The organism is Micromonospora sp. NPDC051924 (assembly GCF_055586005.1).
Genome location: NZ_JBVJJA010000005.1, coordinates 54349 through 80010 on the forward strand (window position 1 = coordinate 54349; position 25662 = coordinate 80010).

Genomic DNA, 25662 nt, shown 5'->3' on the forward strand with positions numbered 1-25662 from the left:
CGGCGGAAACGGCCACGGCTCGCTACTGTCGTTGACGTGCCCACCGAGCCTCTCCGCTGTGCCGGCGCCCTGATCGTGGACGACGACGGCCGCATCTTCATCCAGCGCCGGTCAGCCGACCGGACCCTCTTCCCCAACTGCTGGGACATCGTCGGCGGCCACCTCGAACCGGGTGAGAGCGTCGAGGACGCGCTGCGCCGGGAGGTCACCGAGGAGACCGGCTGGTCGGTCTCGCACGTGCTCGGCCTGGTCGGCGAGTACGCGTACACCGCCGACGACGGGCTGGCCCGGGTGGAGACCGACTTCCTGGTGAGGGTGGACGGCGACCTGAGCCGCCCCAGGCTGGAGGTCGGCAAGCACACCGAGTTCCGCTGGCTGGCGGAGCGGGACGTCGACCTGCTCGACGAGCACCGGGACGTCAACGACGGGCTGATCCGGCGGATCGCCGAGGACGGCTTCGCCGCGCTGCGCTCGATCGGTCTGTGAGCGCGACCGTTCCGGGTCGCGGCGCGGCCGGTCCGGCGAGCCGAGCCGGAATGAGCGATCAGGTCGAGCTGCCGCCGCACCGGTTCGCCGGGCTGGTCGCCCCGGCCGTCGACCGCGCCTTCGTCGCCGGCATGCTGGCCGGCCGGGACGGCGGCGGTGCGGAGCTGAGTTCCCGGTACGGCGGGCCGGCCGCGACCGGTTTCCTGGTGGAGTTCCGCACCCGGCTGGCCGCGCCGGGCGGGACGGTGGACGGGCCGGGCTTCGCGGCGGTCACCCGCTACCGGGACCCGGCCGCCTGCCGGCGCGCCGTGGACAAGCAGGTCGCGTACGGGATGCTCCAGCGCGTCCCGGACGGCGGCTTCTGCGCCACCGAACGCGGGCTGGCCTTCCTCGACGAGCTGTACGGGGTGCACGCCGAGGTGACGGAGGAGCTGTGGGCCGGCCACCACGACCGGGTGGACCGCCTGGTCACCGCGCTCGGCCGGGTGCTGGCGTACGCCGTGCTGCTGACCGAGGACGACGGGCCCGGCGCCTTCGCCGCGATGGCCCCGCCGCACGAGCCGGCGGCCGCCCCGCCCGGGCTGCTGCTGCTCAACCGGCTGGGCACGCTGCGCTACCAGCGGGCGGACGCGCATGCCGCGGCGTGGACCGCGGCCGGGCACACCGCGACCAGCATCGTCGAGCTGCCACCGGGCCCCGAACGGCTGGCCATCGAGCAGGAGACCGACCGGCGGGCGGCCGGTCCGTACACCGTGCTGACGGCCGCGGAGCGGCTGGCGGTGCTCGCCGACCTGGCCGCCCTGCCGGGCTGAACCACGGATGACGGCAGGCGGCCAACCGGCCGCCGGTATCCTCCACCGGTGACCAGCAGTAGTACTGAGGAGGATGCCGGCATGATCGGGATGGTGCTCGCGGCCGGTGCGGGACGGCGACTGCGCCCGTACACCGACACCCTGCCCAAGGCCCTGGTGCCGGTTGACGGGGAGACCACCATCCTCGACATCGCGCTGCGCAACCTCGCCGAGGTGGGGCTCACCGAGATCGTGATCGTGGTCGGCTACGCCGCCGACGCGGTCCGCGAGCGGCAGGCGGCGCTGGAGGAGAAGTACGGCGTCACCCTCACCCTGGTCCACAACGACAAGGCCGAGGAGTGGAACAACGCGTACTCCCTCTGGCTGGCCCGGGAGCACTTCTCCCGCGGGGTGCTGCTGGTCAACGGCGACACCGTGCACCCGGTGAGCGTGGAGAAGACCCTGCTGGCCGAGCGCGGTCCGGGCATCCTGCTGGCGATCGACAACATCAAGGCGCTGGCCGAGGAGGAGATGAAGACCACCTTCGACGCCGCCGGCCAGCTCACCCGGATCACCAAGCAGATGGACCCGCTCGACGCGTACGGCGAGTACATCGGCGCGACGCTGATCGAGCCGCAGGTGGCCGACGCGCTGGCCGACGCCCTGGAGGCGACCTGGCGGCGCGACCCGAACCTCTACTACGAGGACGGCTACCAGGAGTTCGCGGACCGGGGCGGCGAGGTGCGGGCCGCGCCGATCGGGGATGTGGCCTGGGTCGAGGTGGACAACCACGCCGACCTGGCGCGGGCGTGGGAGATCGCGTGCCGCTACTAGCCCGGACCATCCTCACCCCGCTGCACATCGACGTGCGGCGGGGCGCGGTGGCGGACCTCGCCGCGATCCTCGTCGACGGGCGCATCTCGGCCGGCGGTGATGTGGCGGTGGTGGTCGGGCCGGGCCAGGGCGAGCAGATCGCCGAGCTGATCCGGCCCTCGCTGCGCTCGGCGGACGTGTTCACCGTGGCCGGGGGGACCCTGGACGCCGCCGACGACCTGGGCGCCAAGCTGCGCCACCGGTCGTACGACGCGGTGGTCGGCATCGGCGGGGGCAAGACCATCGACGTGGCCAAGTACGCCGCCACCCGCCGCGGCCTGCCCATGGTCACGGTGGCGACGGGCCTCGCCAACGACGGCATCGCCTCCCCGGTGGCCAGCCTGATCACCGACGGGATCAAGGGCTCCTACGGGGTGCACATCCCGATCGCGGTGATCGTGGATCTGGACTTCGTGGAGGCCGGGCCGGAGCGGCACAACCGGGCCGGCATCGGCGACGTGGTGAGCAACATCAGCGCGCTGGCCGACTGGGAGCTGGCCCGCCAGGTGCGTGGCGAGCCGGTCGACGGGCTGGCCGCGTCGCTGGCCCGGATGGGCGCCGAGGCGGTGCTCGCCCACCAGGGCGACATGGGCGACGACGCGTTCGTCACGGTGCTGGCCGAGGCGCTGATCTCCACCGGACTGGCGATGGCGGTGTGCGGCACCAGCCGCCCGGCCAGCGGCGGCTGCCACGAGATCATGCACGCCATCGACGCGCTCTACCCGGGCACCGCCTCGCACGGCGAACTGGCCGGGCTCGGTGCGCTGTTCTGCACCTTCCTGCGCGGCGACGAGCGCCGGTTCGCGGAGATGTCGGCCTGCCTGGCCCGGCATGGCCTGCCCCGGCTCCCCGCCGACGTCCGGCTGACCGACGACCAGTTCGTGGAGGCGGTGCAGTTCGCCCCCGCCACCCGGCCGGACCGCTACACCATCCTCGAACACCTCGCGATGTCGCCTACCGAGACGCGGGAGCGGCTGGCAGACTACGCCGGTGCACTCCGCGACCTTGGCTGACCCGTCCCGCCCCACCGTCGCCGACTTCCACCGGGTCAACCGGGGCGGCGGCCTGTTCAGCGAGTCGGTCAGCCAGTGGATCGGCGCGGTCTTCGCGCTGGTCGCCCAGCGGCTCGGCCTGCGCCCGACCGCGCTGACCATCACCAACCTGGTGCTCGGCCTGGCCGCCTCGGTCACCGTGGTCGCGCTCGCCGGCAAGGTCGCCGCCGGGGCCGTCCCGGCCTGGGTGGTCGGGCTGCCCGCCCTGGTCGCCTGGCAGATCGCGTACGCCCTGGACTGCGCGGACGGCCAGCTCGCCCGGGTCACCAAGCAGAACAACCCGGCCGGCGCCCGGGTCGACGTGCTCTGCGACGTGGCCGCCCAGATCGCCCTGGTCACCGCGCTCGGGGCGACCGCCGTGGCGCAGCGCCCGTCGACCCCGACCTGGCTGGTGGCGGTCTTCGCCGGCACCTGGATGGTCAACCTGGTCACCTCGGTGATGCAGGCCGGACCGAACGCGGCCAGCATGGTCACCTCGACCTCGCTGCCCGTACGCCTGGTGAAGCTGGTCCGGGACTACGGCGCGGTGATCTTCCTGGCCGGCCTGGTGCTCACTTTCGCCCCTGCGCTCACCGTCTGGGTGATCGTCGCCTTCACCATCGTCAACGGCGGCTTCCTGCTCGCCAGCATCGCCTTCTCCGCCCGCGCCTCCCTCCGCTGACGCGCCCGCGTACCCGCAGCGCCGCGGATCAGGCGTGGGCGACGTCGGCGTAGATGTCGATGAGGCGCTTGGTGACCACGTCGGGATGGAAGATGCGTTCGTAGCGGGCGCGGGCCGGGGCGGCCAGCGCGGCGGCACCGGCCCGGGCGACGGGCAGGGCGGCGGCGAGGAGGGCCGGCTCCGGCGGGACGATCCAGCCGGCGTCGCCCGCCTTGATGCCCTTCGGCATGGCGGGGCGGTCGGACCCCCCGGCGGGCGCCGAGGCCAGCTCGGCCGGGCCGGTGCCGGCGGGCTCCCGGGGGGTGTCCGCGCCGACCAGGTACGGGATGCCGCCGAGCGCGGTGCCGAGCACCGGCCGGCCGCTGGCCAGCGCCTCGATGATCACGGTGGGCAGCACGTCGTGCCAGGTGGAGGTGGCCAGCACCACGGCGCTGGCGGTGAGCGCCGCGCGTACCCCGGCCCGGTCGAGCTGCCCCAGGTAGAGCACGTCCGGTCGCTCGGCGGCCGCCGCCTCGACCAGCGGGCGCAGCTCGCCGTCGCCGGCGATCCGCAGCGGGCCCAGCGCGCCGACCGGGTGCCGCCGCCACGCGTCCAGCAGCAGGTCGAGCCCCTTCTCGGGGGTGAGCCGGGCCATGTAGAGGAAACCCTCGCCGAGCGGCGCCGGGGTGCCGGGGTCCGGGACCGCGTTCGGCTTGACCACGATCCGTTCGTCCGGAATGCCGTAGTCGCGCAGGTGGTCGGCGACGGCGCTGGTGAGCGCGATGAACCGGTCCACGGACCGCCAGGTGGGGCGGTGCACGGCGAGGGTGGTGGCCATCAGCGCGCTCTGCGCCCGCGAGTTGCGGTAGCAGCGGTGCACGATGGCCGGCACGCCCAGCGCCCGACCCCGGCAGTCCTGGCAGATCACGCCGTCCCGGAAGTAGAGCCCGGAGGAGCAGACCTGCCGGTAGTTGTGCACCGTCTGCACCACCGGCACCCCCCGCTTGTGCGCGGTCCGCACCACCCAGGGCGAGAGCAGCGGGTACGGGTTGTGCAGGTGCAGCACGTCGGGCCGGTGCTCGGCGAGCAGCCGGTCCAGGTCGTGCTGGGCCTTCGGCGCCCAGATCGGGGAGATCGGCAGCAGCGCCTTCGACACCGTGGACATGGCGGGAATCTCGTCGGAGCTGCGCAAAAAGGGCAGCACCTCCACCCCGGCCGCGACGAGTTGCTCGATCTCGGCGTCGACGATCGTGTTCTCGCCGGACGGCTGGGCTTCCCGGTACCGGTTGTGCGCCACCACGACTCTCACGGCAAAGAAGGCTACCGTTGTACGGTGCCCGAACTCCCGGAGGTGGAAGCGCTCGCCGGATATCTGCGCGAGCGGGCGGTGGGCCGGCGCGTCGAGCGTGTCGAGGTCGCCGCGATCAGTGCCCTGAAGACGTACGATCCGCCGCCGAGCGCGGTGTCGGGTCGGGCGGTGGTCGGCGCGGGCCGGCACGGCAAGTTTCTGGACGTGATCGTCGACGGCGGGCTGCACCTCGTGGTCCATCTGGCCCGGGCGGGTTGGCTGCACTACCGGGAGGCGTTCCCGTCGACCGTCCCGCTGCGCCCCGGCAAGGGCCCCGTCGCCCTCCGGGTACGCCTCGACGACGGCTCCGGCTTCGACCTGACCGAGGCCGGCACCCAGAAGAAGCTGGCCGCGTACCTGGTGACCGACCCGGCGCAGGTGCCCGGGGTGGCGAAGCTCGGCCCGGACGCGCTCGGCGCCGACCTGGCCACCTTCGCCGAGCGGATCCGCAGCCGCCGGGGCCAGGTCAAGGGGGTGCTGACCGACCAGGCGGTGCTGGCCGGGGTCGGCAACGCGTACTCGGACGAGATCCTGCACGCGGCGAAGCTGTCGCCGTTCGCGATCACCGACCGGCTGAGCGACGACCAGCTGGCCGCGCTGCACGCGGCGACCCGGACGGTGCTGGGCGACGCGGTCCGCCGCTCGACGGGGCAGCGGGCGGCCGAGCTGAAGGGCGAGAAGCGCTCGGGGCTCAAGGTGCACGCCCGGACCGGGCTGCCCTGTCCGGTCTGTGGCGACACGGTGCGCGAGGTGTCGTTCGCCGACTCGAGCCTCCAGTACTGCCCGACCTGCCAGACCGGCGGAAAGCCGCTCGCTGACCGTAGGTTGTCCCGGCTCGTACGGTGAGTAATCCCACGCGCTGATTACGGAGAGGAATCGGCTGCCGATCGCCGAACCTCCCGCTCCGCACCTCTACCGGGGCCGCCATCCATCGGTATAGTGGCTCGGTCCCCGGCTTCACAACCGATACGGAGCCGGCCAGATCCCCGCGAGCACCGACGGACGGGACTTCGCCCCGGGCGCCCGTCCGGCCCGGACCCGCGTGGGAGACTGGAACGGTGGGCGACCCGGGTCCTCACGCCGAGTGAGGGCACGGGTCATGCGGGAGGACATGGGTTGAGGTGACGACAAGCCTCCAGCGCCCGGTAACCAACACAGGCCGGAGCAAGAGCGTGCGGCACGTCGACAGCTTCGAGATCCAGCCGCCGACTCCGCCGTCGCACAACGGCGTACCCCGGTCGGCATGGGCGCGCGCCCGACGCCGGGTCTCCCGCTGGCACCGTCCCTACATCGCCGTTCTCCTGCTGCTCGACTTCGGGGCGGCGGCCCTGGCCAGCTTCCTGGCCGTGCAGATCTTCGAGCAGGCCGCCTCCGGCTTCCGGGACGCCCCCCAGTCGTGGTTCTACACGGTCGCCTTCCTGCTGCTGCCGCTCGGCTGGTTGATCATCCTGTGGGGCAACCGGGCGTACGACCGGCGCTATCTGGGCTTGGGTCCGGACGAGTTCAAGCGGGTGATCCGGGCCGGCGTGGCGGTCGCCGCCACCGTCTCCTTCATCGCCTTCGCGACGAAGACGTCACTTTCCCGGTGGACGGTCGGTTTCGACCTGCTCGGGGCGATGCTGCTGATCCTGCTCGGCCGGATGATCGCCCGTGCCGCGCTGCACACGATCCGCAGTCAGGCCGGTCAGGCCGGGCACCGGATGGTGCTGGTCGGCACCCTGCCGGAGTGCCTGGAGGTCTACACCGCGGTCACCCGCACCCCGAGCGCCGGCCTGGTGCCGGTGGCCATCCACCTCACCGACGGGTACGCCGCCGCGCGCGGCATCGAGACCCCGGTGCCGGTGTACGCCGGCCGGGACGTGCTCGCCCTGGTCCGCGAGGTCGGCGGGGACACCATCGCGGTCTGCGGCTCGGCCAGCGCCGAGCCGGGCGAGCTGCGCCGGCTGGCCTGGCAGCTGGAGGGCTCCGGCGTCGACCTGGTGGTCGCGCCCCAGCTCACCGACATCGCCGGCCCCCGGGTGCACATCCGCCCGATCGAGGGCCTGCCGCTGCTGCACGTCGAGGAGCCGACGCTGTCGGGCCCGGCGCTGCTGGTCAAGAACCTGATGGACCGGGTCGCCGCCGGCCTGGGCCTGGTGCTGCTGATCCCGCTCTTCGTGGCGATCGCGATCGCGATCAAGCTCTCCGACCGCGGTCCGGTCTTCTTCCGGCAGCCCCGGGTCGGGCACGAGGGGCGGACCTTCCGGGTCTGGAAGTTCCGCACCATGTACGTCGACGCCGAGGAGCGGCTGGCCAGCCTCGTCGACCAGAACGAGACCGACGGCCTGCTGTTCAAGATGAAGCAGGATCCGCGGGTCTTCCCGGTGGGCCGCTTCCTGCGGGCCTCCTCGCTGGACGAGCTGCCTCAGCTGATCAACGTGCTGTGGGGCGAGATGTCCCTGGTCGGGCCGCGCCCGCTCCCGGCCGACGACGGTGACTTCCTGGGCGACGTCCGGCGCCGGCTGCTGGTCCGGCCGGGCATCACCGGCCTGTGGCAGGTCTCCGGCCGCTCCGACCTGTCCTGGGACGAGGCGGTCCGGCTCGACCTCTACTACGTCGACAACTGGTCGCTGGCGTACGACCTGAGCATCCTGTGGCGGACCGTCGGGGTGGTGTTCGCCCGCAAGGGCGCGTACTGACCCCCGGTCCGGTTCCGCCCGCGGGTTGGCCGTCGAAAGAGGTGGCCTGACCGCCGCCCGCAAGGGGGTTGGCGAATCCGCGCCCACCAGACAGGATCTGGGCCGTGGGTGGCAACCTCTCCGCCGTGTTCGGCGTGGTCTCGCTGGTCAGCGCGCTCGCCGCGGCGCTCTGGGCGGTACTGCGGCTGCGCGGCCGACGGGGCATCGCCACGGCCACCCAGCGGGCCACGTACGAGGTCCTGCACACCGCCGGACTGGCCGCCGAACCGCTGCGGGCGGGGCTGAGCGCGGCGGGCGCGGCGAAGGCCGTACGCCATCTGCGGACCCTGGTGGGCGCGGCCGGGCTGGCCCTGACGGACCGGGAGGTCCTGCTCGCCCTCGACGGGCGCGGCGCGCACCACGGTGACCAACTGCTCGCGGCGGCCCGGAAGGCGGTCGGCACCGGGCGGTCGACCGTGCTGCGCGAGTCGGAGCTGCACTGCGACCTGGTGGACTGCCCGGTACGCGGCGCGGTGGTGGCCCCGCTGAGCGCGGACGGCCGGGTGGTCGGGGCGCTGGTGGCGGTCGCCGACGGGCAGCCCGCCCCCGGGCTGGTGCAGGCGACCCTGGAGACCGCGCACTGGGCCGGCGACCAGCTCGCCCTGGCCGAGCTGGACTCGTCCCGGGAGCGCCTGGCCCGGGCCGAGGTACGCGCCCTGCGCGCCCAGATCAGCCCGCATTTCATCTACAACGCGCTGACCGCCATCGGCTCGTTCGTCCGGACCGACCCGGAGCGGGCCCGCGAGCTGATCCTGGAGTTCGCCGAGTTCACCCGCTACTCGTTCCGGGCGCACGGCGAGTTCACCACCCTCGCGGAGGAGCTGCGCTCGATCGACCGCTACCTGACCATCGAGCGGGCCCGGTTCGGCGAGCGGCTCCAGGTGCGCCTGCAGATCGCCCCGGAGGTGCTGCCGGTCACCCTGCCGTTCCTCTGCCTCCAGCCGCTGGTGGAGAACGCCGTCCGGCACGGGTTGTCCCGCAAGCCGGGCACCGGCATGGTGAGCATCGAGGCCCGGGACGCGGGCGCGGAATGCCACATAACGGTGGAGGACGACGGAGTGGGGATGGATCCGACGACGCTGACCGCCGGCATCGCCGAGCTGGCCGGCGCCGGCAGCGACCCGACCGACGACCCCGGCCAGCACGTGGGCCTCTCGAACGTCGACGAACGGCTCCGGTCGGTCTTCGGGGACCGGTTCGGCCTGGTCGTCGAGACCGGCCTGGGTTCGGGTACGAAGGTCAGCATGCGCGTGCCGAAGTTCCACCCCGGCGTACGGGCGACGTCATGAACGCTTCGGGATTCCTCCGGGTGCTGGCGGTGGACGACGAGCCGCCGGCGCTGGACGAGCTGGCGTACCACCTGCGGGCCGACCCCCGGGTGGCCCGGCTGCACACGGCCGGGGACGCGACCGAGGCGCTGCGGGTGCTCCGGGACGGCGACGTCGACGTGGTCTTCCTGGACATCCGGATGCCCGGGCTGGACGGCATGGAGTTGGCCCGGGTGCTGCGGCGGTTCGCCCGGCCACCGGCGATCGTCTTCGTCACCGCGTACGACGACGGCGCGGTGGACGCCTTCGACCTGGGCGCGACGGACTACGTGCGCAAGCCGGTACGCGCCGAGCGGCTGGCCGAGTCGCTGCGCCGGGTGATCGGCTCCCGGGTGGTCCCCTCGCACCCGGCGGCGCTGGCCCGGGCGGAGGAGGACCCGACCATCCCGATCGAGCTGGCCGGCACGACCCGGATGCTGCCCCGCTCGGCGGTGCGCTGGGTGGAGGCGCAGGGCGACTACGCGCGGCTGCACACCGCCGACGGCTCGCACCTGGTCCGGGTCTCGCTGGCCACCCTGGCCGAACGCTGGGCCGACGCCGGTTTCGTCCGGATCCACCGCTCTTACCTGGTGCAGTTGAAGCTGATCGCCGAGCTGCGGCTGGTCAACTCCGGCTATGTGGTGGTGATCGACGGCACCGAGCTGCCGGTGAGCCGCCGGCACACCCGCGAGTTGAAGGACAAGCTGGTCCGAACGGCGAAACAGGACTGGAACCGCTGAGCCGGATCGGCATCAGTGCGGCAGCGCGAACCGGGTCCACCGGCCAACCCTGACGTCCCCACCGGTTGTCCACAACGACCCGGCCGCCATCCACCGGGTTATCCACAGGAGTGACGCGTTCTCCACAGGTTGTTCACAACGCGCGCCCCCGATCTCCACGGCCGGTCCCTACAGTCGGACGCCATGAAGGAACGCCGGGTACTGGTGGTCGAGGACGAGCGGACCATCGCCGAGTCGGTCGCCGCCCGCCTGCGGGCCGAGGGATTCACCGTGGACATCGCCGGGGACGGCCCGAGCGCGGTCGAGAAGTTCCGGGCCGGTCAGCACGACCTCGTCGTCCTCGACGTGATGCTGCCAGGGTTCGACGGGCTGGAGGTGTGCCGCCGGATCCAGGCCGACCGCCCGGTGCCGGTGCTGATGCTCACGGCCCGGGACGACGAGACGGACCTGCTGGTCGGGCTGGCCGTCGGGGCCGACGACTACCTGACCAAGCCGTTCTCGATGCGGGAGCTGGCCGCCCGGGTGCATGTGCTGCTGCGCCGGATGGAACGGGCGGCGAGCACCGCGCCGGCCACCCTGCGGCTGGGTGACATCGAGATCAGCCCGGACGAGCGGCGGGTGCTGAAGGGCGGCGCCGAGGTGCACCTCACGCCCACCGAGTTCGACCTGCTGGTGCACCTGGCCGGCCGGCCGCGCACGGTACTGCCCCGGGAACGGCTGCTCGCCGACGTCTGGGGCTGGGCGGACGGCTCCGGCACCCGTACCGTCGACAGCCACGTCAAGGCGCTGCGCCGCAAGCTCGGCGCGGACCTGATCCGGACGGTGCACGGCGTCGGGTACGCGCTGGAGGTCCCGGCGTGACCGGCCGCCTGGTGGACCGGCTGAACGATCACCTGCCCCGCCCGCTGGACCCGGTCCGTTCGATCAAGATGAAGCTCGGCGTCCTGCTGGTCGCCTCCTGGGCCGTCGCGGTCGGCTACTTCTGGTGGGGCGTCGGTTGGCTGCCGCCGGGCACCGCACTGACCGCGATCGCCATCGCCCTGGTCACCGCGCAGGTGCTGGCGCACGGCATGACCTCGCCGCTGCGCGAGATGACCGCCGCGGCCGGGGCGATGGCCCGGGGCGACTACACCCGGCGGGTGCGGGCCACCTCCCGGGACGAGGTGGGCGAGCTGGCCCACGCGTTCAACAAGATGGCCGCCGACCTGGCCGCCGCCGATCAGCGCCGGCGCGAGCTGATCGCGAACGTCTCGCACGAGCTGCGTACGCCGATCAGCGCGTTGCAGGGTGTGCTGGAGAACCTGGTCGACGGGGTGGCCACCCCGGAACCGGCGGCGCTGCGCGCCGCACTCGCCCAGACCGAGCGGCTCGGGCACCTCGTCGCCGACCTGCTCGACCTGTCCCGGATGGACGCCGGGGTGGTCCCGCTGCGTCGGGTCCGGATCGACGTCGCGGACTTCCTCGACGAGGCGGTGGAACACGCCACCGCGACCGCCGCCGGCACCGGACAGGACGTCCGCTTCCGCCTCCGGCCGCTGCCCGCGCCGCTGACGGTGCGCGCCGACCCGGGGCGGTTGCACCAGGTCTTCGCCAACCTGCTCGACAACGCCGCCCGGCACAGCCCGCCGGGCGGGACGGTGCTGGTCGCCGCCGAGGAGCGGGCCGGGCAGCTGCACGTCCACGTGACCGACGAGGGCGACGGCATTCCGGCGGCCGAGCGGTCCCGGGTGTTCGAGCGGTTCACCCGGGGCGAGCGGGCCGCCGGGGGTGGGACCGGTCTGGGCCTGGCCATCGCCCGCTGGGTGGTCGAGCTGCACGGCGGCAGCATCCGGGTCGCCGACCCACCCGCCCACGCCCCGGGCGCCCGGCCCGGCTGCCGCATCGAGGTCACCCTTCCGCGTACCGAACCCGTCCGAGGAGAGGCAGCATGACGACCGCGCCCCCGCCCCGACCACCCGTCGACCCCCGCCTGGTGCTGCCCCACCCGGCCGGCCCGCACCCGGTCGCGGCCCCGCCGCCGGTCGCTCGACCGGCACCGCAGCCGTGGGCGTGGGAGCGGCGCTGGCCGGGGGCGACCGGGGCGGCCCGGCCGGTGGTGCTCGGCGCGGTGGCGGTGGCCGCCGGGGTGGCCGCCTCGGTGGTGCCGCTGGACCGGCCGGGCCTGGGCTGGCTGGTCGCGGCGGTCGCGGGTACTGCCGCGCTCGGCACGGCCGCGCCGCAAGCTGTGGTGCCACAGGCCGCCGGGGCGCAACGTCCGGCGGGATCGCCGCAGGTCGGCGTGACCGAGAAGAGCAGTACCGAAGTGGGCGCCCGTCCCGACGCCACGGGGGCGTCGGGCCGGGTGGCCCGGCTCCTCTGGGCGGTCGCGACCGTCGCCCTGATCGGGGTCGGCACGGTACGCGCGGCCGGCTGGCTCTTCGCGCTCTGCCTGCTCGCCGCCGTCGGCACCGGCTCGCTCGCGGTGTCCGGCGGGCGCACGCCGCTGGGCCTGCTCACGGCCGGTCTGCTGCCGCCGGTCGCCACCCTGCGGGCGCTGCCCTGGGCGGTCCGGGGACTGCCTCGGCCCCGGCCGGGCGGGGCGAGCGTGGGACGGAGCCTGCTCAGTGTGGCGGTCACCGCCGTGCTGTTGTTCCTCTTCGGGCTGCTCTTCGCCTCGGCCGACGCGGTCTTCGCGGACCTGGTGGCGGAGGCGCTGCCCGACGTCTCCCCGCCGGGCGTGTTCGGCTGGCTGGTCCGGCTGCTGCTGGTCGGGGCGGTGCTGCTCGGTGGGGCGTACCTGCTGGTCGCGCCGCCCGACCTGGAGCTGCGGGCCGGGCCGGCCCGGGTGGTCCGGCGGCTGGAGTGGGTGCTGCCGCTGGCCCTGCTCGACGCGCTCTTCGCCGCCTTCGTGCTGGTGCAGCTCACCGTGCTGTTCGGCGGCTCCGGGCACGTGCTGCGCACGGCCGGCCTGACCTACGCCGAGTACGCCCGGGGCGGGTTCTGGCAGCTGCTCGCGGTCTCCGCGCTGACCCTGCTGGTGATCGCTGGGGCGATCCGCTGGGCGCCCCGGCGCAGCCGGGCGGACCGGGTGCTGATCCGGCTGCTGATCGGCGGGCTGACCGGGCTCAGCCTGGTGATCGTGGCCTCGGCCCTCTACCGGATGCAGGTCTACACCGACGCGTACGGGGCGACCCGGCTGCGGCTGGTGGTGGCGACCGTGGAGCTCTGGCTGGGGCTGCTCTTCGTGCTGGTCGGGGTGACCACCGTCCGGCTCCGGGGCGCCTGGCTGCCCCGGCTGGTGCTGGCCGCGGGGGTGGTCGCCCTGCTCGGCCTCGCCGTGGTCAACCCGGACCGGCTGATCGCCGACCGGAACGTCGACCGGTGGGAGCGGATCGACCGGCTGGACGTCGGGTACCTGTCCGGGCTCTCGGCGGACGCCGTACCGGCCCTGGACCGGCTGCCCGAGCCGCTGCGTTCCTGCGCGCTGCGGGAGATCGCCGCCGAACTGCCCGAGGACGGCTGGCGGGCGGCGAACGTAAGCCGGGCGCAGGCCCGGGCGGTGCTCGGCGCGGACCGGGCCGGAGTCGCGGTGACCGCCTGCCCTTGACATTCCCGCTGATCAGGCAAGACTGCCGGGGATGACCGGAGGCGAGGAGCAGGACGCCCCGGAGCGGCCCGGCGTGGCCGCTCCGGTCCCCGTGCCGCGCGCCCCGGCACCGCTGCGGCGGACCCGGGTCGTGCTGGCCGAGGTGTCCCGCCCGGCCAGCCGGGCGGACCGGACCCGGTCGGAGCTGACCCAGCAGACCCGGGTCGGCGAGACCCTGGTCCAGGGGCTGGTGCGGGCGCAGCTCACCCTGGCGCTGCGGCTGAGTCTGCTGGTGCTGATCGGGCTGGGCGGCCTGCCCTGGCTCTTCGCCATCGCGCCCTCGGTCGGCCGGCTCACCGTGCTCGGGATCAACCTGCCCTGGCTGCTGCTCGGGGTGGTCGCCTTCCCGTTCCTGATCGGGGTGGGCTGGGCGTACGTGCGGCTGGCGGAGCGGAACGAGCAGGACTTCACCGACCTGGTCCAGCGGCCGGAGCGCTGACGTGGGCAACGGCTACGTCGTCCCGGCGATCGTGGTGGTCACCCTGGTCACCGTCGGGATCGGCTTCTACGGGCTGCGGCTGGCCCGGACCACGTCCGACTTCCTGGTCGCCTCCCGGGCGGTCAGCCCGACCTGGAACGCCGCCGCGATCGGCGGGGAGTACCTGTCGGCGGCGAGCTTCCTGGGCGTGGCCGGGCTGATCCTCAAGTACGGCGTCGACGTGCTCTGGTACCCGGTCGGCTTCGCCGCGGGCTACCTGGCGCTGCTGCTCTTCGTGGCCGCGCCGCTGCGCCGGTCCGGGGCGTTCACCCTGCCGGACTTCTGCGAGGTGCGGCTCGGCTCGCGGCGGCTGCGCAAGCTGGCCACCATCTTCGTGATCTTCATCGGCTGGCTCTACCTGGTGCCGCAGCTCCAGGGCGCGGGCCTGACCCTGGCCACGGTCGCCGGCTCGCCGTACCCGGTGGGGGCGCTGCTTGTCGCGGTGGTGGTGACCGCGAACGTGGCGCTGGGGGGCATGCGGGCGATCACCTTCGTCCAGGCGTTCCAGTACTGGTTGAAGCTGACCGCGCTCGCCGTACCCGCGATCTTCCTGGCCCTGCAGTGGCAGGCCGACGCCCGCCCGGCGGTGACCCCGCCCGACGGGCCGGCGTTCCGGACCGCGACCACCGTCGTGGTCGAGCACCGCGCGACCCTCACCTTCCCCGACGGCGACGTCCAGGAGGTACGCCCGGGCGACCGCCTCGACTTCGCGGCCGGCGACCCGGTCCCCGAGGTCTCCGGCACGGCCACCGAGGCGACCGACTGGCTGTTGCCGGACACCGCCGGGGACGACGACCGGGGCCTGTTCGCCACCTACTCGCTGATCCTGGCCACCTTCCTGGGCACCATGGGCCTGCCGCACGTTCTGGTCCGCTTCTACACCAACCCGGACGGCGCCGCCGCCCGGCGTACCACGCTGGTGGTGCTGGCCCTGGTCGGCGTCTTCTATCTGCTGCCCACGCTCTACGGCGTGCTGGGCCGGATCTACACGCCGCAACTGCTGGTCACCGGCCAGACCGACGCGGTGGTGGTGCTGCTGCCCACGGCCGCACTCGGCGACGGCACGGTGGCCCGGCTGCTCGCCGCGCTGGTCGCGGCGGGGGCGTTCGCGGCCTTCCTCTCCACCTCGTCCGGGCTGCTCACCAGCGTCGCCGGGGTGATCTCCACGGATGTGCTCGGCCGCGGCTCGGTGCGCGGCTTCCGGCTGGCCACGGTGATCGCCGGCGCGGTCCCGGCGGTGCTCGCGCTGAACCTCTCCGGCCTGGACGTCTCCCAGGTGGTGGGGCTGGCCTTCGCGGTGGCCGCGTCGAGCTTCTGCCCGCTGCTGGTGCTGGGCATCTGGTGGCGCGGCCTGACCGACCTGGGCGCCGCCGCCGGGGTGCTGGTCGGTGGCGGCGCCGCGATCGGCGCGGTGCTGGTCACGGTGCTCGGGCCGCCGCTGAGCGGCTGGCCGGCCACGCTGACCACGCAGCCGGCGGCCTGGACGGTGCCGCTGGCGTTCACCGTGATGGTGGCGGTGTCGATGGCCACCCGGCGGCGGCTGCCCGCCGACGTCGGCGTGACCATGCTCCGCCTGCACGCCCCCGAGACGCTGCGCCTGTCTAGGTGACCGGCCGGCCTCGGTTCCTCCTTCGGCGCGCCGGGCCGCCGACCGGTCCGGCTGGGGGATGACTGAGGATCATCCTCCAGCCGGACAGCGCACTGGCGGGACCGGGCTAGGTTCGGGTCATGACCGATGAGCACCCGGCGCTGTCCCTCCGTGGCCTGGCCAAGCGGTTCGACAGCAAGGTGGCGGTCGCCGGGGTCGATCTGGACGTGCCGACCGGCTCGTTCTACGGGCTGCTCGGTCCGAACGGGGCCGGCAAGACCACCACCCTCTCCATGGCCGTCGGCCTGCTGCGGCCCGACGCCGGCCACGCGCGGGTGCTCGGGTACGACGTGTGGACCGACCCGGTCCGGGCCAAGAGCCTGCTCGGCGTGATGCCCGACGGGGTCCGGCTCTTCGACCGGCTCAGCGGGGCGGAGCTGCTGGCGTACCACGGTCTGCTGCGCGGGATGGACCCGGCGGTGGTCGACCAGCGGGCGGCGGAGCTGCTGGACGTGCTGGCGCTCACCGACGCCGGCCGCACCCTGGTGGTCGACTACTCGGCGGGCATGAAGAAGAAGATCGGCCTGGCCTGCGCGCTGCTGCACGGCCCCCGGCTGCTGGTGCTCGACGAGCCGTTCGAGGCGGTCGACCCGGTCTCGGCCGCGCTGATCCGGGACATCCTGCACCGGTACGTGGTCGGCGGCGGCACGGTGGTCTTCTCCAGCCACGTGATGGAGGTGGTTGAGCGGCTCTGCTCGCACGTGGCGATCCTGGCGCAGGGCCGGATCACCCGGGTCGGCACGCTCGACCAGGTGCGCGGCGACCGTTCCCTGGAGGAGGTCTTCGTCGAGGTGGTCGGCGGGCGGACCGCGACGGGTGAGGAGTTGTCGTGGCTGTCCCGGTGACCGCACGGGACCGTCCGGCGCGGCGGGTCTCGGCCCGGCACTTCGTCCGGCTCAAGCTGCGGGTGCTGGGCAACAACTTCCGCGGCCAGGGCTGGCGGATCGTGCTCTTCGTGGTCGGGGTGCTGTTCGGGCTCTGGGTCGCCACCAGCGCCTTCTTCGCCCTCGCCGCGCCCGGCCTGGCCGGCGAGCCCCGGTTCGCGCTGCTGACCGCCGCCTTCGGCGGTGGGCTGCTGGTGCTCGGCTGGCTGCTGCTGCCGCTGGTCTTCTTCGGCGTGGACGAGACCCTGGACCCGGCCCGGTTCGCGCTGCTCCCGCTGCGCCGCCGCACGCTGGTCGTCGGCCTGTTCGCGGCCGCGCTGGTCAGCGTGCCGGTGCTGGCGACGCTGCTCGCGGTGTCCGGCCTGGTGGTCGCCGCCGGAGCGCTCGGCGGGTGGCCGGCCGCCCTGGTCTCGATGCTCGGGATCGTCGGCGGGCTGCTGCTCTGCGTGGCCGCCGCCCGCGCGGTGACCAGCGCGTTCGCCACCATGCTCCGGTCCCGCCGGGTACGCGATCTGGCCGCCGTCCTGCTCGCGGTGCTCGCCGCCCTGCTCGGGCCGTTGCAGATCGCGGTGATCGCCGCGGTCCGCCGCGCCGACTGGGACCGGTTGACCGGGGCGGCCTGGGTGGTGGGCTGGACCCCGTTCGGGGCACCGTGGACCGCCGGGGTCGAGGTGGCCGAGGGCCGGGCCTGGGCCGCCGTGGTCAAGCTGCTGATCACCGCGGCGGCGCTCGGGGCGCTGCTGTTCTGGTGGTCCCGGACGCTGGAGTCGGCGATGGTCGGCGCGGCCAGCGCCGGCCCGTCGCGGCAGCGGCGCGGCCCGGCCGGCGGGCCGGTCGCCCAGCTCTTTCCGGGAGCGGTCGGCTGGGCCCGGCGGGACCGGTTCGGCGCGCTGGTCGCGCGGGAGTGCCGCTACTGGTGGCGGGACGCGCGGCGGCGGGCCAACCTGATCACCATCGCGGTGGTGGGCGTGTTCGTGCCGGTGATGGTCAACCTGGGCGGCTCCCGGCTCGTCGAGGACGGCGGGCAGGCGTTCGACGGGACGGCCTCCTACTCCTCGCCGATGCGGCTCAGCCTGTCGATGATCTTCGTCGGGGTGGTCGCCTCGGTCACCCTGGCCAACCAGTTCGGTTTCGACGGCAACGCGTACGCGGCGAACGTGGTGGCCGGCGTGCCGGGGCGGCTGGAGCTGCGGGCCCGGATGACCGCGTTCTCGCTCTACGTGGTGCCGATCCTGGGCGCGGTCGCGATCATCCTGGCCACCCTGCTGGGACGGCCCGGTTGGCTGGGCGTGATGGCCGGCGCGCTGTTCGCCGCGTACGGCGTCGGGCTGTCGATCAACGCCTTCGTCTCGGTGCTCGGCGGGTACGCGCTGCCCGAGACGAGCAACCCGTTCGCCATGAACAGCGGCGCCGGGGCGGCGAAGGGCCTGCTCACGCTGCTGTCCATGGTTGCCTCGGTGGTGGCGGCGGCACCGGTGGGGGTGGCGGCAGCGCTGCTCGGCGGCGCCTGGCTCTGGCTGGCCCTGCCGGTCGGCCTGGCCTACGGGGTGGGCGCGGCGCTGCTCGGCTCGTACCTGGCCGGGGACGTGCTGGACCGACGTCAGCCGGAGCTGCTCTCCGCCGTCACCCCTCGTCGCTGACTCAAAGGCGACAGTCGATCGGCTGCAACCTGCACCCTCCGCTCGGGGTGTGCTGGGCAGAGCCGTGGTCGAGCGGCGGAGCAGCAGGGGAGGCGCCAGCGTGATGGTGCGGGAGCACGACCCCGGCGAGGCCCGGGCAGAGCGGTCACCCACGGCCACGGGGGGCGTGGGTGACACCTTCGAGGAGTTCTACGCGGCGAACTTCCAGCCGTTGATGCTCCAGCTGTACGCGTACACGGCCGACCTCGGCCAGGCGCAGGACGCGGTGCAGGAGGCGTTCAGCCGCGCCTGGACACGCTGGGACCGGCTCGCCCGGTACGACCGGCCCGCAGCCTGGGTCCGTACGGTCGCCATGAACGTGACGCGGAACCGTTGGCGCCGGCTGCGGGCCGCCCGCGCGCACGCGAGGTTCCATCGCGACGAGGTGGTCGAAGGGCCCGGCCCGGACCGCGTGGCGCTGGCCCGCGCACTGGCCACCCTGCCCGAGAGCCACCGGCGAGCCGTCGTGCTGTTCCACGTGGCCGACCTGAGCATCGCCGAGATCGCCGATCAGGAGGGGGTCGCTCCCGGAACGGTGAAGTCGTGGCTGCACCGGGGCCGTGTCGCGCTCGCCACCGCACTCTCCGACGCACGGACGGAGGAGCCTCATGTCTGAGCACGACAACGCATCGAACCTGGACGACCTCTTCGTCGCCTACACGTCTGGAGGGCCGCTGGTGGCGCCGCCCGGGGCCGCGGCCGCGCGCGAGGTCGCCCGCCGCCGCCGTACGGTCCGGGTCGCCGCCGCCGCCGGCGTGCTGGTGGTGACACTGGTCGCCACCCCGGTGCTCGCCGACACCTGGCTCGATCACGGGCCTCCGGCGCCGCCGGCCGGGACCCCCACGCCCACCCCGCCCGCCACCACAAGGCCGGCCATCTGCGACTCGGCGTTCACCATCCTCTGCGCGAGCCCGTCGGTGCCACCGCCACCCGCCGCGCCACCCCCCGATGGCGGGATAACGGAGAAGAACCTCGGGAACGCCACCCTCGACCTGCCGCCCTGGCCGGCGTACCTGCGGGACGAATGCCCGGCCGGTCAGGTCCGGTTCGCTGACGGACGCGCCAGGCGCTCGGCCGACGCGGAACTGGAGGTCAGAATTCTCCAGGTCATCCACGCCGACCTCGATCGCGACGGCGCCCAGGAGACGGCCGCGCTGCTCAACTGCAGCGGGCTGGAGATCAGCGAGTCACGTGTCCTGGCCTTCGACCGGAACCGGGCCGGAGCCATCGTGACGATCGGACTCGTGGTCGGGCAGGCCGGTGACATCGCGGGCATCCGCTCGATCCGCCCCGACGGACGAGCCGTCGAGGTGCAGGTGGTCGACTACCGGGGGGACGGCGTCGCGGACAGTCTCGCCCAGCGCCAGTGGCGAAGTTACTCCTGGTCCGGCGCGAGTTTCGAGCAGACGGGAGGGCCTACCGCCTTTCCGGCGAACCCGCGGATCACGGACCTGGCCGTCAGTGGCGGCGAACTGCGGCTCACCCCGGCCGACGCGGACCGGGCGACCGGTGCGCTGCGTCTCAAGGTGGAGAACCACGGACCTCAGCGGGCGACGGCCCCGGAGGTGAAGGTCACCCTTCCACCGGGATTCGAGGTCACCCGGTTGCCCTCGAACTGCACGCGCTTCGCATTCAGCATGGGCACCAGCTACACCTGCCGATTGACGGCGCTGGCGGTTGACGACACCGCGACTCTCGACCTGCCGGTCTCGGTTCAGCGGTCGCGGGTGGGCAGCGGCGTGGTCGGGACGTACTCGGCCAAGGTGTCCTGGCACGAGCGCGGCGACCTGCCCTATCCGGAACCGAAGGGCGAGGAGAAGGACAACACGCTCACGGGCGACCTCGTCGTGACCGACTGACAACCACCCGGCTCACGCGCGCCCGGCAGCCTGCCTCGGACGGGCTGCCGGGCGTACGTCGCCCAGCCGGGCTGGGTAGCCAGCGGCACAATGGGCCGATGCCCGTCGTCGAAGCCGCGAAAGTCGTTCCGCTGCCCCGGAGCTCGCCGCGATAGGTCCGATCCGCACCTCGCGGGCCGACCGGTCAGGCCGTCCGGCGCATGGCGGCGTACAGGTTGTGACCCTCCCCGACGGAGGTGATGTTGACCAGTTCCCACCCGTAGTTCGACAGGTGCTCGACCCCCTCCATGAGCGGGGGGAAGGCGTTACGACGGAAGGAGTGGCGGGCCACCAGGACGAGGTGTCGGTGGGGGTAGGCGCGCAGGTCTACCTGGCCGCCGAGGATGGCCTCGACGCTGATGACACGGTCCTGAGCGAGCTGCTGCGGCGACACGAACGACATGCCCGGACGGTAGCCGGGCCGCGCATGCCTCATCCGCCGCAAGGATGTGGTGGCCGCCGACTCAGGGAGAGGCCACGGTTCCGCGGATCGGGCGTGACCTTGACGGGCCCGGCCGTCGCTGCGGTCACCCGTCGTCGTGCAGCAGGGCCAACAGTCGCCGGGCCTGGTCGTCGGCGGCGTCGGGCGGATTGCGTCGGGCAGGTCGGCGCGCAACGGTCGGGGCACCAGGTCGGGTTCGTACCGGTAAATCAGCCGCAGCACAGCCCGTTCCCGCCGATGCTCGCCGCGCCGCCACGAGGTGTACCGCTTGGAAGCACCGGCCCGGCGTAGCTCAACTCGTGGGTGCTCATGGCGTCAGGGCACGTGGGCGTAGGCGTCGAGCAGGGTCTCCGCACGGAGGGCCAGGTCGTGCTCCGGCAGCCCGGTCACGCGTACGGAGACGACGTCGCTGCCAGGCGCCTCGGCGAGCCAGACGGTGACGGTCTCGCCGAGCGGGTGGTCGTACCAGCGGGTCGAGTCGCCATCGTCGGTGCCGGCGATGCCGAGGGCGACGGTCTCCCAGTCGGTCTCGTCGAAGGCGCAGCCGAGGTAGTGGCTGAGCAGTTCGAGGAACGCCCGGGCGTGCCGGGCGAAGACCCGGCCCGAGACGGTTTCCTCGGCCGTCATCCACCCGTCCGGACGGACGGGACGGCGGACAGGAAGCCGCGCCAGGCGTCCGGGGAGAAGGTGAGCGTCGGGCCGGACCTGTCCTTGCTGTCCCGGACCAGCACCACCCCGGGCAGGTTGCCCGCCACCTCGACGCAGTTGCCAGCGTTGTCAGACCGGGTCGACTTGCGCCACCTTGGCACCGAGTCGTTCATGGCGTCACCTTCAACTTGTTGATCAGATCGAGCGAAGCCCGCTCGGACAGGGCCTCGCCGAGCAGAATCTCCCACTTGCGCAGCATCACGCTAATCCACTCCGGATGATCGGCTATCTGGCCTCGGGCCGGGTTATCTAGGCAGAGCACATGCTCTTTGCTGGGCAGCTCGGCGATCGCAAAGCCGCCACCGAGCGCGACATGGGCGCCGACATGGAGAGGCAGCACATGCAGACGCACCTGCGGATACTCGGCTGCTTCCACGAGCCGGCCGAACTGACGATCCATCACCGCCGGCCCGCCGATTGATCGGCGAAGTGCACTCTCATCGATGATGAAGACGCATTCCGGCGGATAGTCCTTGTCAAGCACCTGCTGGCGGCGCATTCGAAGGTTCAGCAACTCCTCCACACGGTCGTTCCGGTAGAGCCTGCCGGCCGTGAAGATGGCTCGGGCGTAGTCCTCGGTCTGAAGAAGCCCGGGAACCGCACATGGCTCGAAGTTGCGGAGCAGCACTGCCTGATCTTCATAGCCCTGCCACGGCAGGAACCAGGACGGTGACCGATCGCCCTCGTCCTCCGTGAGCAGACCCGCGAGGAGGCCGCCGGTGCCGAGGGCCTGATCGGCGGCGACGGCGAACTCCATGGTCGGCCGCCGGCGGCCGGTCTCGATCGCGGCGACCGTGGACGGACTCCACTTGATCAGCCCGGCCAGCCCTTCCTGGGAGACGTCCGCGCCGGCCCGAGCGGCTTTCAGCGCCCGGATCCACATCTCGATGTTCATCCTTACCTCTCCGGTAAGTACGTGACCGCGCTCCGTAGTAAGCCCTGGCATCCTCCCCTGTCGCCGCACCCGCGTCCAGGGTGGAGACACGCGGCCCGGCCGGTGGAGGCGACGACCCGGCGGCCGGTCCTGCGACGGGTCGCCCCGGCCATTCCCCCGGCCGGGGCGACCCCTTCCGACCAGAGGAGGCACCGGATGTTCGCCCTGTTCCGCCGCCGCGGGAACGCCGCCACGCGCTCGTGCCGGAGGAGCGCCCGGCCCTCGGCGGCCGCCGCGCCGCCGTACCGGAGAGTCACGCCGCCGCCCCAGGGCGGCGCACCAGGTCCAACCCGGTCGAACGCCGCACCGGCCTGGGCGACCCAGCCGACGGTCGCCCTGCCGCGACCTGGCCGAGCCGGCTGGTTGACCCCCGCGCAGGCCTGGCGCGCGAACGGCGGCCGATGGTGACCACCGACCGGAGCGGCCGGCGGGCGCACCTGCCGATGCGGCCGTTGTGGCGGTGCCGAGGGTGCGGGGCGCACTGGCCGTGCCAGCCGGCCCGGCTCGCCCTGCTGGTCGAGTACCGGCACGACCGGACCGCGCTGCTGGTCTACCTGGGTGGGCTGATGGCGGAGGCGGGCGAGCAGCTCGGCCACCCGGCCGGCCTGCACCGGCGCTTCCTGGGTTGGGCGCGGGGGCGGGGCGGCACAATGTTTCACGTGAATCATGAACCGGGGGCCGAGATCCACCACACCGACCCGTTCGCGGTGCCGGCCGGACAGCGCTCGCCGACACGCCGGCTGCGTGGTCGGCTGGCCGCCCCGGTGACGCTCTGGACCGCGCCCGGTCCGGCCGGGCTGACCGTCTCGTCCACCCTGGTCGCCGAGGGGGAGCCGGACCGGCTGCTCGGGTTGATCGACCCGGAGTCGGACCTGTGGGCAGCCGTCGAGCAGGCCGGCCGGTTCGCGGTCGCGCCGCTCGGCCCGCCGCACCGGCAGCTCGCCGACCGCTTCGCCGGCCTCTTCCCGTCCCCCGGCGGGCTCTTCGCGATCGACCCGTGGACCGAGACGCCGTACGGGCCGGTCCCGTCGGACGCCGGCGGGTGGGCCGGGTGCCGGCTCGACACCGCCCGGGAGTACGGCTGGGGTCTGCTGGTCGAGGCCACCATCGAGACGGTCGACCTGGCCGAGGAGACCGACCCGCTGCTGCACTACCGGGGTCGCTACCGCGAGCTGAGCTGACCCGGTCCCGCCGGTGAGCGGAGTGACCTGGGTCACTCGGCGCAGGGGGCCGACCGTTCGGCGCAGCCGTCCGCCGTGGTCGATCTGCACCTTTCCGGGCTGGGAGCGCGCTCTCTACCGTGCGCGAAAATCCCCACGTCTGCGAAGGTGGTGATCCACAGATGTCCACGGACACACCAGCGTCCGCGCCGGCCGAGTCCGCAGCGGAGCGTTACCTGGCCGTACAACGGTCGGACGAGTTCGCCGGGTTGCGGCGCACGCTGCGCGGCTTCATCTTCCCGATGACCGTCGCGTTCTTCCTGTGGTACGCGCTCTACGTCATCCTCTCCGCGTACGCGCGGGGCTTCATGGGCACGAAGCTCTTCGGCAACGTCAACGTCGCCCTCGTCTTCGGCCTGCTCCAGTTCGTCTCCACGTTCGTCATCGCCTGGCTCTACGCCCGGTTCGCCGACCGCAGGATCGACCCGGTCGCCGACCGGATCCGCGCCGAGATCGGGGAGGTGACCCATGAACACGGTCCTCGCGGCTGAGGCGAGCGGCACCACCGCCCGCAACCTGACCATCACGCTGTTCCTGATCTTCGTCGCGGTCACCCTGGCCATCACGGTCTGGGCCAGCCGGCAGACCAAGACCGCCACCGACTTCTACGCCGGCGGCCGCTCCTTCTCCGGCTTCCAGAACGGCATGGCGATCGGCGGCGACTACATGTCGGCCGCGTCCTTCCTCGGCATCGCCGGCATCATCGCGCTGTACGGCTACGACGGCTTCCTCTACTCGATCGGCTTCCTGGTCGCCTGGCTGGTGGCGCTGCTGCTCGTCGCCGAACTGCTGCGCAACTCCGGCCGGTACACGATGGCCGACGTGCTGGCGTTCCGGATGCGCCAGCGCCCGGTCCGGACAGCGGCGGCGGTCTCCACCATCACCGTCTCGATCTTCTACCTGCTGGCCCAGATGGTCGGCGCGGGCGCGCTGGTCGCCCTGCTGCTCGGCATCAAGCCGGGCACCACCTTCCTGGGCATGGACGCGGACACCGCGAAGGTGGCCACCATCATCATGGTCGGCGCCCTGATGATCATCTACGTCACCGTGGGCGGCATGAAGGGCACCACGTACGTCCAGATCGTCAAGGCGTTCCTGCTGATGACCGGCGCGATCGTGATGACGCTGCTGGTCCTGGCGAAGTACAAGTTCAACCTGTCCTCGCTGCTCGGCGACGCCGCGTCCGCCTCCGGCAAGGGAGCCAACTTCCTCGAACCCGGCCTGCGGTACGGCGTCGAGACGCCCGGCGACGCGTTGAAGACCTTCTACAGCAAGATGGACCTGCTGTCGCTGGGCATCGCGCTGGTGCTCGGCACCGCCGGCCTGCCGCACATCCTGATCCGCTTCTACACCGTGCCGACCGCCAAGGCGGCGCGGAAGAGCGTGCTCTGGGCGATCGGCATCATCGGCACCTTCTACCTGCTCACCCTGGCCCTCGGCTTCGGCGCGGCGGCCCTGGTCGGCGGCAAGGCGATCACCGCGCAGGACAAGGCCGGCAACACCGCCGCGCCGCAGCTCGCCGAGGCGCTGGGCCGGGACTTCTTCGGCGGCAGCCTGGGCGGCGCGACCCTGCTGGCGATCATCGCGGCGGTCGCCTTCGCCACCATCCTGGCGGTGGTCGCCGGCCTGACCCTGGCCTCCTCGTCCAGCCTGGCGCACGACTTCTACGCCAACGTGATCAAGAACGGGCAGGCCTCCGAGCGGCAGGAGGTGACGGTGGCCCGGGTCTCCGCCCTGGTCATCGGCGCGATCTCGATCGTGCTGTCGATCTTCGCGCAGAGCCTGAACGTGGCCTTCCTGGTGGCGTTGGCCTTCGCGGTCGCCGCCTCGGGCAACCTGCCGGCGATCCTCTACAGCCTGTTCTGGAAGCGGTTCAACACCTCCGGCGCGGTCTGGGCGATCTACGGCGGTCTGCTCGCGGCCGTGGTGCTGGTCTTCTTCTCCCCGGTGGTCTCCGGGGCGCCGACGGCCATGTTCCCGGAGCACGACTGGCACTGGTTCCCGCTGTCCAACCCGGGCATCATCTCCATCCCGTTCGGCTTCCTCTGCGGCTGGATCGGCACCCTGGTCTCCAAGGAGCACGACGAGGAGAAGTACGCGGAACTGGAGGTGCGCTCGCTCACCGGCGCGGGCGCGCACTGACGTACCGCACGAAGCGGCGGGTCGGAGCCGACGACGGCTCCGACCCGTCG

26 protein-coding genes are annotated in these 25662 nt (G+C 73.1%); 21 read left to right on the forward strand and 5 right to left on the reverse strand.

Annotated elements, in window-relative coordinates:
* Window positions 1–36: 36 nt before the first annotated feature.
* From ACZ6S5_RS05255 to ACZ6S5_RS05275, 5 genes are all read left to right on the forward strand, one after another.
* Complete coding sequence (locus ACZ6S5_RS05255; protein WP_465997951.1) at window positions 37–486, forward strand: NUDIX hydrolase; 450 nt, start codon at window positions 37–39, stop codon at window positions 484–486.
* 50 nt (window positions 487–536) lie between these two features.
* Window positions 537–1298: a hypothetical protein gene (locus tag ACZ6S5_RS05260; RefSeq protein WP_465997953.1), complete on the forward strand. Its 762-nt coding sequence runs from the start codon at window positions 537–539 to the stop codon at window positions 1296–1298.
* Window positions 1299–1379: 81 nt separating this feature from the next.
* On the forward strand, window positions 1380–2111 hold the full coding sequence (locus ACZ6S5_RS05265) for a phosphocholine cytidylyltransferase family protein (RefSeq protein WP_465998277.1): 732 nt from the start codon (window positions 1380–1382) through the stop codon (window positions 2109–2111).
* Window positions 2099–3163, forward strand: coding sequence for an iron-containing alcohol dehydrogenase family protein (locus ACZ6S5_RS05270; protein ID WP_465997955.1), 1065 nt, complete (start codon window positions 2099–2101; stop codon window positions 3161–3163). The genes ACZ6S5_RS05265 and ACZ6S5_RS05270 overlap by 13 nt, the downstream gene beginning before the upstream one ends.
* The gene (locus ACZ6S5_RS05275; RefSeq protein ID WP_465997957.1) at window positions 3141–3863 is read left to right on the forward strand and encodes a CDP-alcohol phosphatidyltransferase family protein; all 723 of its coding nucleotides are present in this window, start codon (window positions 3141–3143) and stop codon (window positions 3861–3863) included. The genes ACZ6S5_RS05270 and ACZ6S5_RS05275 overlap by 23 nt, the downstream gene beginning before the upstream one ends.
* Before the next feature lie 28 nt (window positions 3864–3891).
* Here the strand turns inward: ACZ6S5_RS05275 and ACZ6S5_RS05280 are convergent, their stop codons facing one another.
* The gene (locus ACZ6S5_RS05280) at window positions 3892–5151 is read right to left on the reverse strand and encodes a glycosyltransferase (protein ID WP_465997959.1); all 1260 of its coding nucleotides are present in this window, start codon (window positions 5149–5151) and stop codon (window positions 3892–3894) included.
* Window positions 5152–5175: 24 nt separating this feature from the next.
* Here ACZ6S5_RS05280 and ACZ6S5_RS05285 point away from each other — a divergent pair, with 24 nt between their 5' ends.
* The 13 genes from ACZ6S5_RS05285 (at window position 5176) to ACZ6S5_RS05345 (ending at window position 20127) form a co-directional block, all read left to right on the forward strand.
* Window positions 5176–6036 carry an Fpg/Nei family DNA glycosylase gene (locus ACZ6S5_RS05285; RefSeq protein WP_465997961.1) on the forward strand — a complete coding sequence of 287 codons (861 nt, stop codon included), beginning with the start codon at window positions 5176–5178 and terminating at the stop codon, window positions 6034–6036.
* A gap of 326 nt (window positions 6037–6362) precedes the next feature.
* Window positions 6363–7868, forward strand: a complete 1506-nt coding sequence (locus ACZ6S5_RS05290; RefSeq protein WP_465997963.1) for a sugar transferase — start codon at window positions 6363–6365, stop codon at window positions 7866–7868.
* A gap of 104 nt (window positions 7869–7972) precedes the next feature.
* Window positions 7973–9196: a sensor histidine kinase gene (locus ACZ6S5_RS05295; RefSeq protein WP_465997965.1), complete on the forward strand. Its 1224-nt coding sequence runs from the start codon at window positions 7973–7975 to the stop codon at window positions 9194–9196.
* A complete protein-coding gene (locus tag ACZ6S5_RS05300) occupies window positions 9193–9954 on the forward strand; it encodes a LytR/AlgR family response regulator transcription factor (RefSeq protein ID WP_465997967.1) in 762 nt (253 codons plus the stop codon). Before ACZ6S5_RS05295 ends, ACZ6S5_RS05300 begins: the two co-directional genes overlap by 4 nt.
* A gap of 183 nt (window positions 9955–10137) precedes the next feature.
* Window positions 10138–10815, forward strand: a complete 678-nt coding sequence (locus tag ACZ6S5_RS05305) for a response regulator transcription factor (protein ID WP_465997969.1) — start codon at window positions 10138–10140, stop codon at window positions 10813–10815.
* Window positions 10816–10883: 68 nt separating this feature from the next.
* Window positions 10884–11885: a HAMP domain-containing sensor histidine kinase gene (locus tag ACZ6S5_RS05310; protein WP_465998279.1), complete on the forward strand. Its 1002-nt coding sequence runs from the start codon at window positions 10884–10886 to the stop codon at window positions 11883–11885.
* On the forward strand, window positions 11882–13540 hold the full coding sequence (locus tag ACZ6S5_RS05315; RefSeq protein ID WP_465997971.1) for a DUF4153 domain-containing protein: 1659 nt from the start codon (window positions 11882–11884) through the stop codon (window positions 13538–13540). Before ACZ6S5_RS05310 ends, ACZ6S5_RS05315 begins: the two co-directional genes overlap by 4 nt.
* A 31-nt stretch (window positions 13541–13571) precedes the next feature.
* Complete coding sequence (locus tag ACZ6S5_RS05320) at window positions 13572–14018, forward strand: hypothetical protein (protein ID WP_465997973.1); 447 nt, start codon at window positions 13572–13574, stop codon at window positions 14016–14018.
* Between the two features lies 1 nt (window position 14019).
* The gene (locus ACZ6S5_RS05325; RefSeq protein ID WP_465997975.1) at window positions 14020–15666 is read left to right on the forward strand and encodes a sodium/solute symporter; all 1647 of its coding nucleotides are present in this window, start codon (window positions 14020–14022) and stop codon (window positions 15664–15666) included.
* A 119-nt stretch (window positions 15667–15785) separates the two neighbouring features.
* On the forward strand, window positions 15786–16550 hold the full coding sequence (locus tag ACZ6S5_RS05330) for an ABC transporter ATP-binding protein (protein ID WP_465997977.1): 765 nt from the start codon (window positions 15786–15788) through the stop codon (window positions 16548–16550).
* Window positions 16535–18229, forward strand: a complete 1695-nt coding sequence (locus ACZ6S5_RS05335) for an ABC transporter permease (RefSeq protein WP_465997979.1) — start codon at window positions 16535–16537, stop codon at window positions 18227–18229. The genes ACZ6S5_RS05330 and ACZ6S5_RS05335 overlap by 16 nt, the downstream gene beginning before the upstream one ends.
* 100 nt (window positions 18230–18329) lie before the next feature.
* Window positions 18330–18884, forward strand: a complete 555-nt coding sequence (locus tag ACZ6S5_RS05340) for a sigma-70 family RNA polymerase sigma factor (protein ID WP_465998281.1) — start codon at window positions 18330–18332, stop codon at window positions 18882–18884.
* Window positions 18877–20127, forward strand: a complete 1251-nt coding sequence (locus tag ACZ6S5_RS05345) for a hypothetical protein (protein WP_465997981.1) — start codon at window positions 18877–18879, stop codon at window positions 20125–20127. Before ACZ6S5_RS05340 ends, ACZ6S5_RS05345 begins: the two co-directional genes overlap by 8 nt.
* Window positions 20128–20311: 184 nt before the next feature.
* On the opposite strand, the gene ACZ6S5_RS05350 is transcribed toward ACZ6S5_RS05345, so the two are convergent.
* From ACZ6S5_RS05350 to ACZ6S5_RS05365, 4 genes are all read right to left on the reverse strand, one after another.
* A complete protein-coding gene (locus ACZ6S5_RS05350; RefSeq protein WP_465997983.1) occupies window positions 20312–20569 on the reverse strand; it encodes a hypothetical protein in 258 nt (85 codons plus the stop codon).
* 354 nt (window positions 20570–20923) lie between these two features.
* Window positions 20924–21235 carry a hypothetical protein gene (locus tag ACZ6S5_RS05355; RefSeq protein WP_465997985.1) on the reverse strand — a complete coding sequence of 104 codons (312 nt, stop codon included), beginning with the start codon at window positions 21233–21235 and terminating at the stop codon, window positions 20924–20926.
* Window positions 21232–21429, reverse strand: a complete 198-nt coding sequence (locus ACZ6S5_RS05360; protein WP_465997987.1) for a DUF397 domain-containing protein — start codon at window positions 21427–21429, stop codon at window positions 21232–21234. The genes ACZ6S5_RS05355 and ACZ6S5_RS05360 overlap by 4 nt, the downstream gene beginning before the upstream one ends.
* The gene (locus ACZ6S5_RS05365) at window positions 21426–22211 is read right to left on the reverse strand and encodes a helix-turn-helix domain-containing protein (RefSeq protein WP_465997989.1); all 786 of its coding nucleotides are present in this window, start codon (window positions 22209–22211) and stop codon (window positions 21426–21428) included. Before ACZ6S5_RS05365 ends, ACZ6S5_RS05360 begins: the two co-directional genes overlap by 4 nt.
* 482 nt (window positions 22212–22693) lie before the next feature.
* On the opposite strand from ACZ6S5_RS05365, the gene ACZ6S5_RS05370 reads away from it, so the two are divergent.
* From ACZ6S5_RS05370 to ACZ6S5_RS05380, 3 genes are all read left to right on the forward strand, one after another.
* Complete coding sequence (locus ACZ6S5_RS05370) at window positions 22694–23431, forward strand: flavin reductase family protein (protein ID WP_465998283.1); 738 nt, start codon at window positions 22694–22696, stop codon at window positions 23429–23431.
* A gap of 161 nt (window positions 23432–23592) precedes the next feature.
* Window positions 23593–23961, forward strand: coding sequence for a DUF485 domain-containing protein (locus ACZ6S5_RS05375; protein ID WP_465997991.1), 369 nt, complete (start codon window positions 23593–23595; stop codon window positions 23959–23961).
* The gene (locus ACZ6S5_RS05380; protein WP_465997993.1) at window positions 23939–25612 is read left to right on the forward strand and encodes a solute symporter family protein; all 1674 of its coding nucleotides are present in this window, start codon (window positions 23939–23941) and stop codon (window positions 25610–25612) included. Before ACZ6S5_RS05375 ends, ACZ6S5_RS05380 begins: the two co-directional genes overlap by 23 nt.
* Window positions 25613–25662 lie beyond the last annotated feature (50 nt).

Bases quoted from the DNA above. Each gene is read 5' to 3' on its own strand.
- ACZ6S5_RS05260 (WP_465997953.1), top strand. From the start codon at position 537: ATGAGCGATCAGGTCGAGCTGCCGCCGCACCGGTTCGCCGGGCTGGTC.
- ACZ6S5_RS05265 (WP_465998277.1), top strand. From the start codon at position 1,380: ATGATCGGGATGGTGCTCGCGGCCGGTGCGGGACGGCGACTGCGCCCG.
- ACZ6S5_RS05300 (WP_465997967.1), top strand. From the start codon at position 9,193: ATGAACGCTTCGGGATTCCTCCGGGTGCTGGCGGTGGACGACGAGCCG.
- ACZ6S5_RS05305 (WP_465997969.1), top strand. From the start codon at position 10,138: ATGAAGGAACGCCGGGTACTGGTGGTCGAGGACGAGCGGACCATCGCC.
- ACZ6S5_RS05310 (WP_465998279.1), top strand. From the start codon at position 10,884: ATGAAGCTCGGCGTCCTGCTGGTCGCCTCCTGGGCCGTCGCGGTCGGC.
- ACZ6S5_RS05315 (WP_465997971.1), top strand. From the start codon at position 11,882: ATGACGACCGCGCCCCCGCCCCGACCACCCGTCGACCCCCGCCTGGTG.
- ACZ6S5_RS05320 (WP_465997973.1), top strand. From the start codon at position 13,572: ATGACCGGAGGCGAGGAGCAGGACGCCCCGGAGCGGCCCGGCGTGGCC.
- ACZ6S5_RS05330 (WP_465997977.1), top strand. From the start codon at position 15,786: ATGACCGATGAGCACCCGGCGCTGTCCCTCCGTGGCCTGGCCAAGCGG.
- ACZ6S5_RS05345 (WP_465997981.1), top strand. From the start codon at position 18,877: ATGTCTGAGCACGACAACGCATCGAACCTGGACGACCTCTTCGTCGCC.
- ACZ6S5_RS05350 (WP_465997983.1), bottom strand. From the start codon at position 20,569: ATGTCGTTCGTGTCGCCGCAGCAGCTCGCTCAGGACCGTGTCATCAGC.
- ACZ6S5_RS05355 (WP_465997985.1), bottom strand. From the start codon at position 21,235: ATGACGGCCGAGGAAACCGTCTCGGGCCGGGTCTTCGCCCGGCACGCC.
- ACZ6S5_RS05360 (WP_465997987.1), bottom strand. From the start codon at position 21,429: ATGAACGACTCGGTGCCAAGGTGGCGCAAGTCGACCCGGTCTGACAAC.
- ACZ6S5_RS05365 (WP_465997989.1), bottom strand. From the start codon at position 22,211: ATGAACATCGAGATGTGGATCCGGGCGCTGAAAGCCGCTCGGGCCGGC.
- ACZ6S5_RS05370 (WP_465998283.1), top strand. From the start codon at position 22,694: ATGCGGCCGTTGTGGCGGTGCCGAGGGTGCGGGGCGCACTGGCCGTGC.
- ACZ6S5_RS05375 (WP_465997991.1), top strand. From the start codon at position 23,593: ATGTCCACGGACACACCAGCGTCCGCGCCGGCCGAGTCCGCAGCGGAG.
- ACZ6S5_RS05380 (WP_465997993.1), top strand. From the start codon at position 23,939: ATGAACACGGTCCTCGCGGCTGAGGCGAGCGGCACCACCGCCCGCAAC.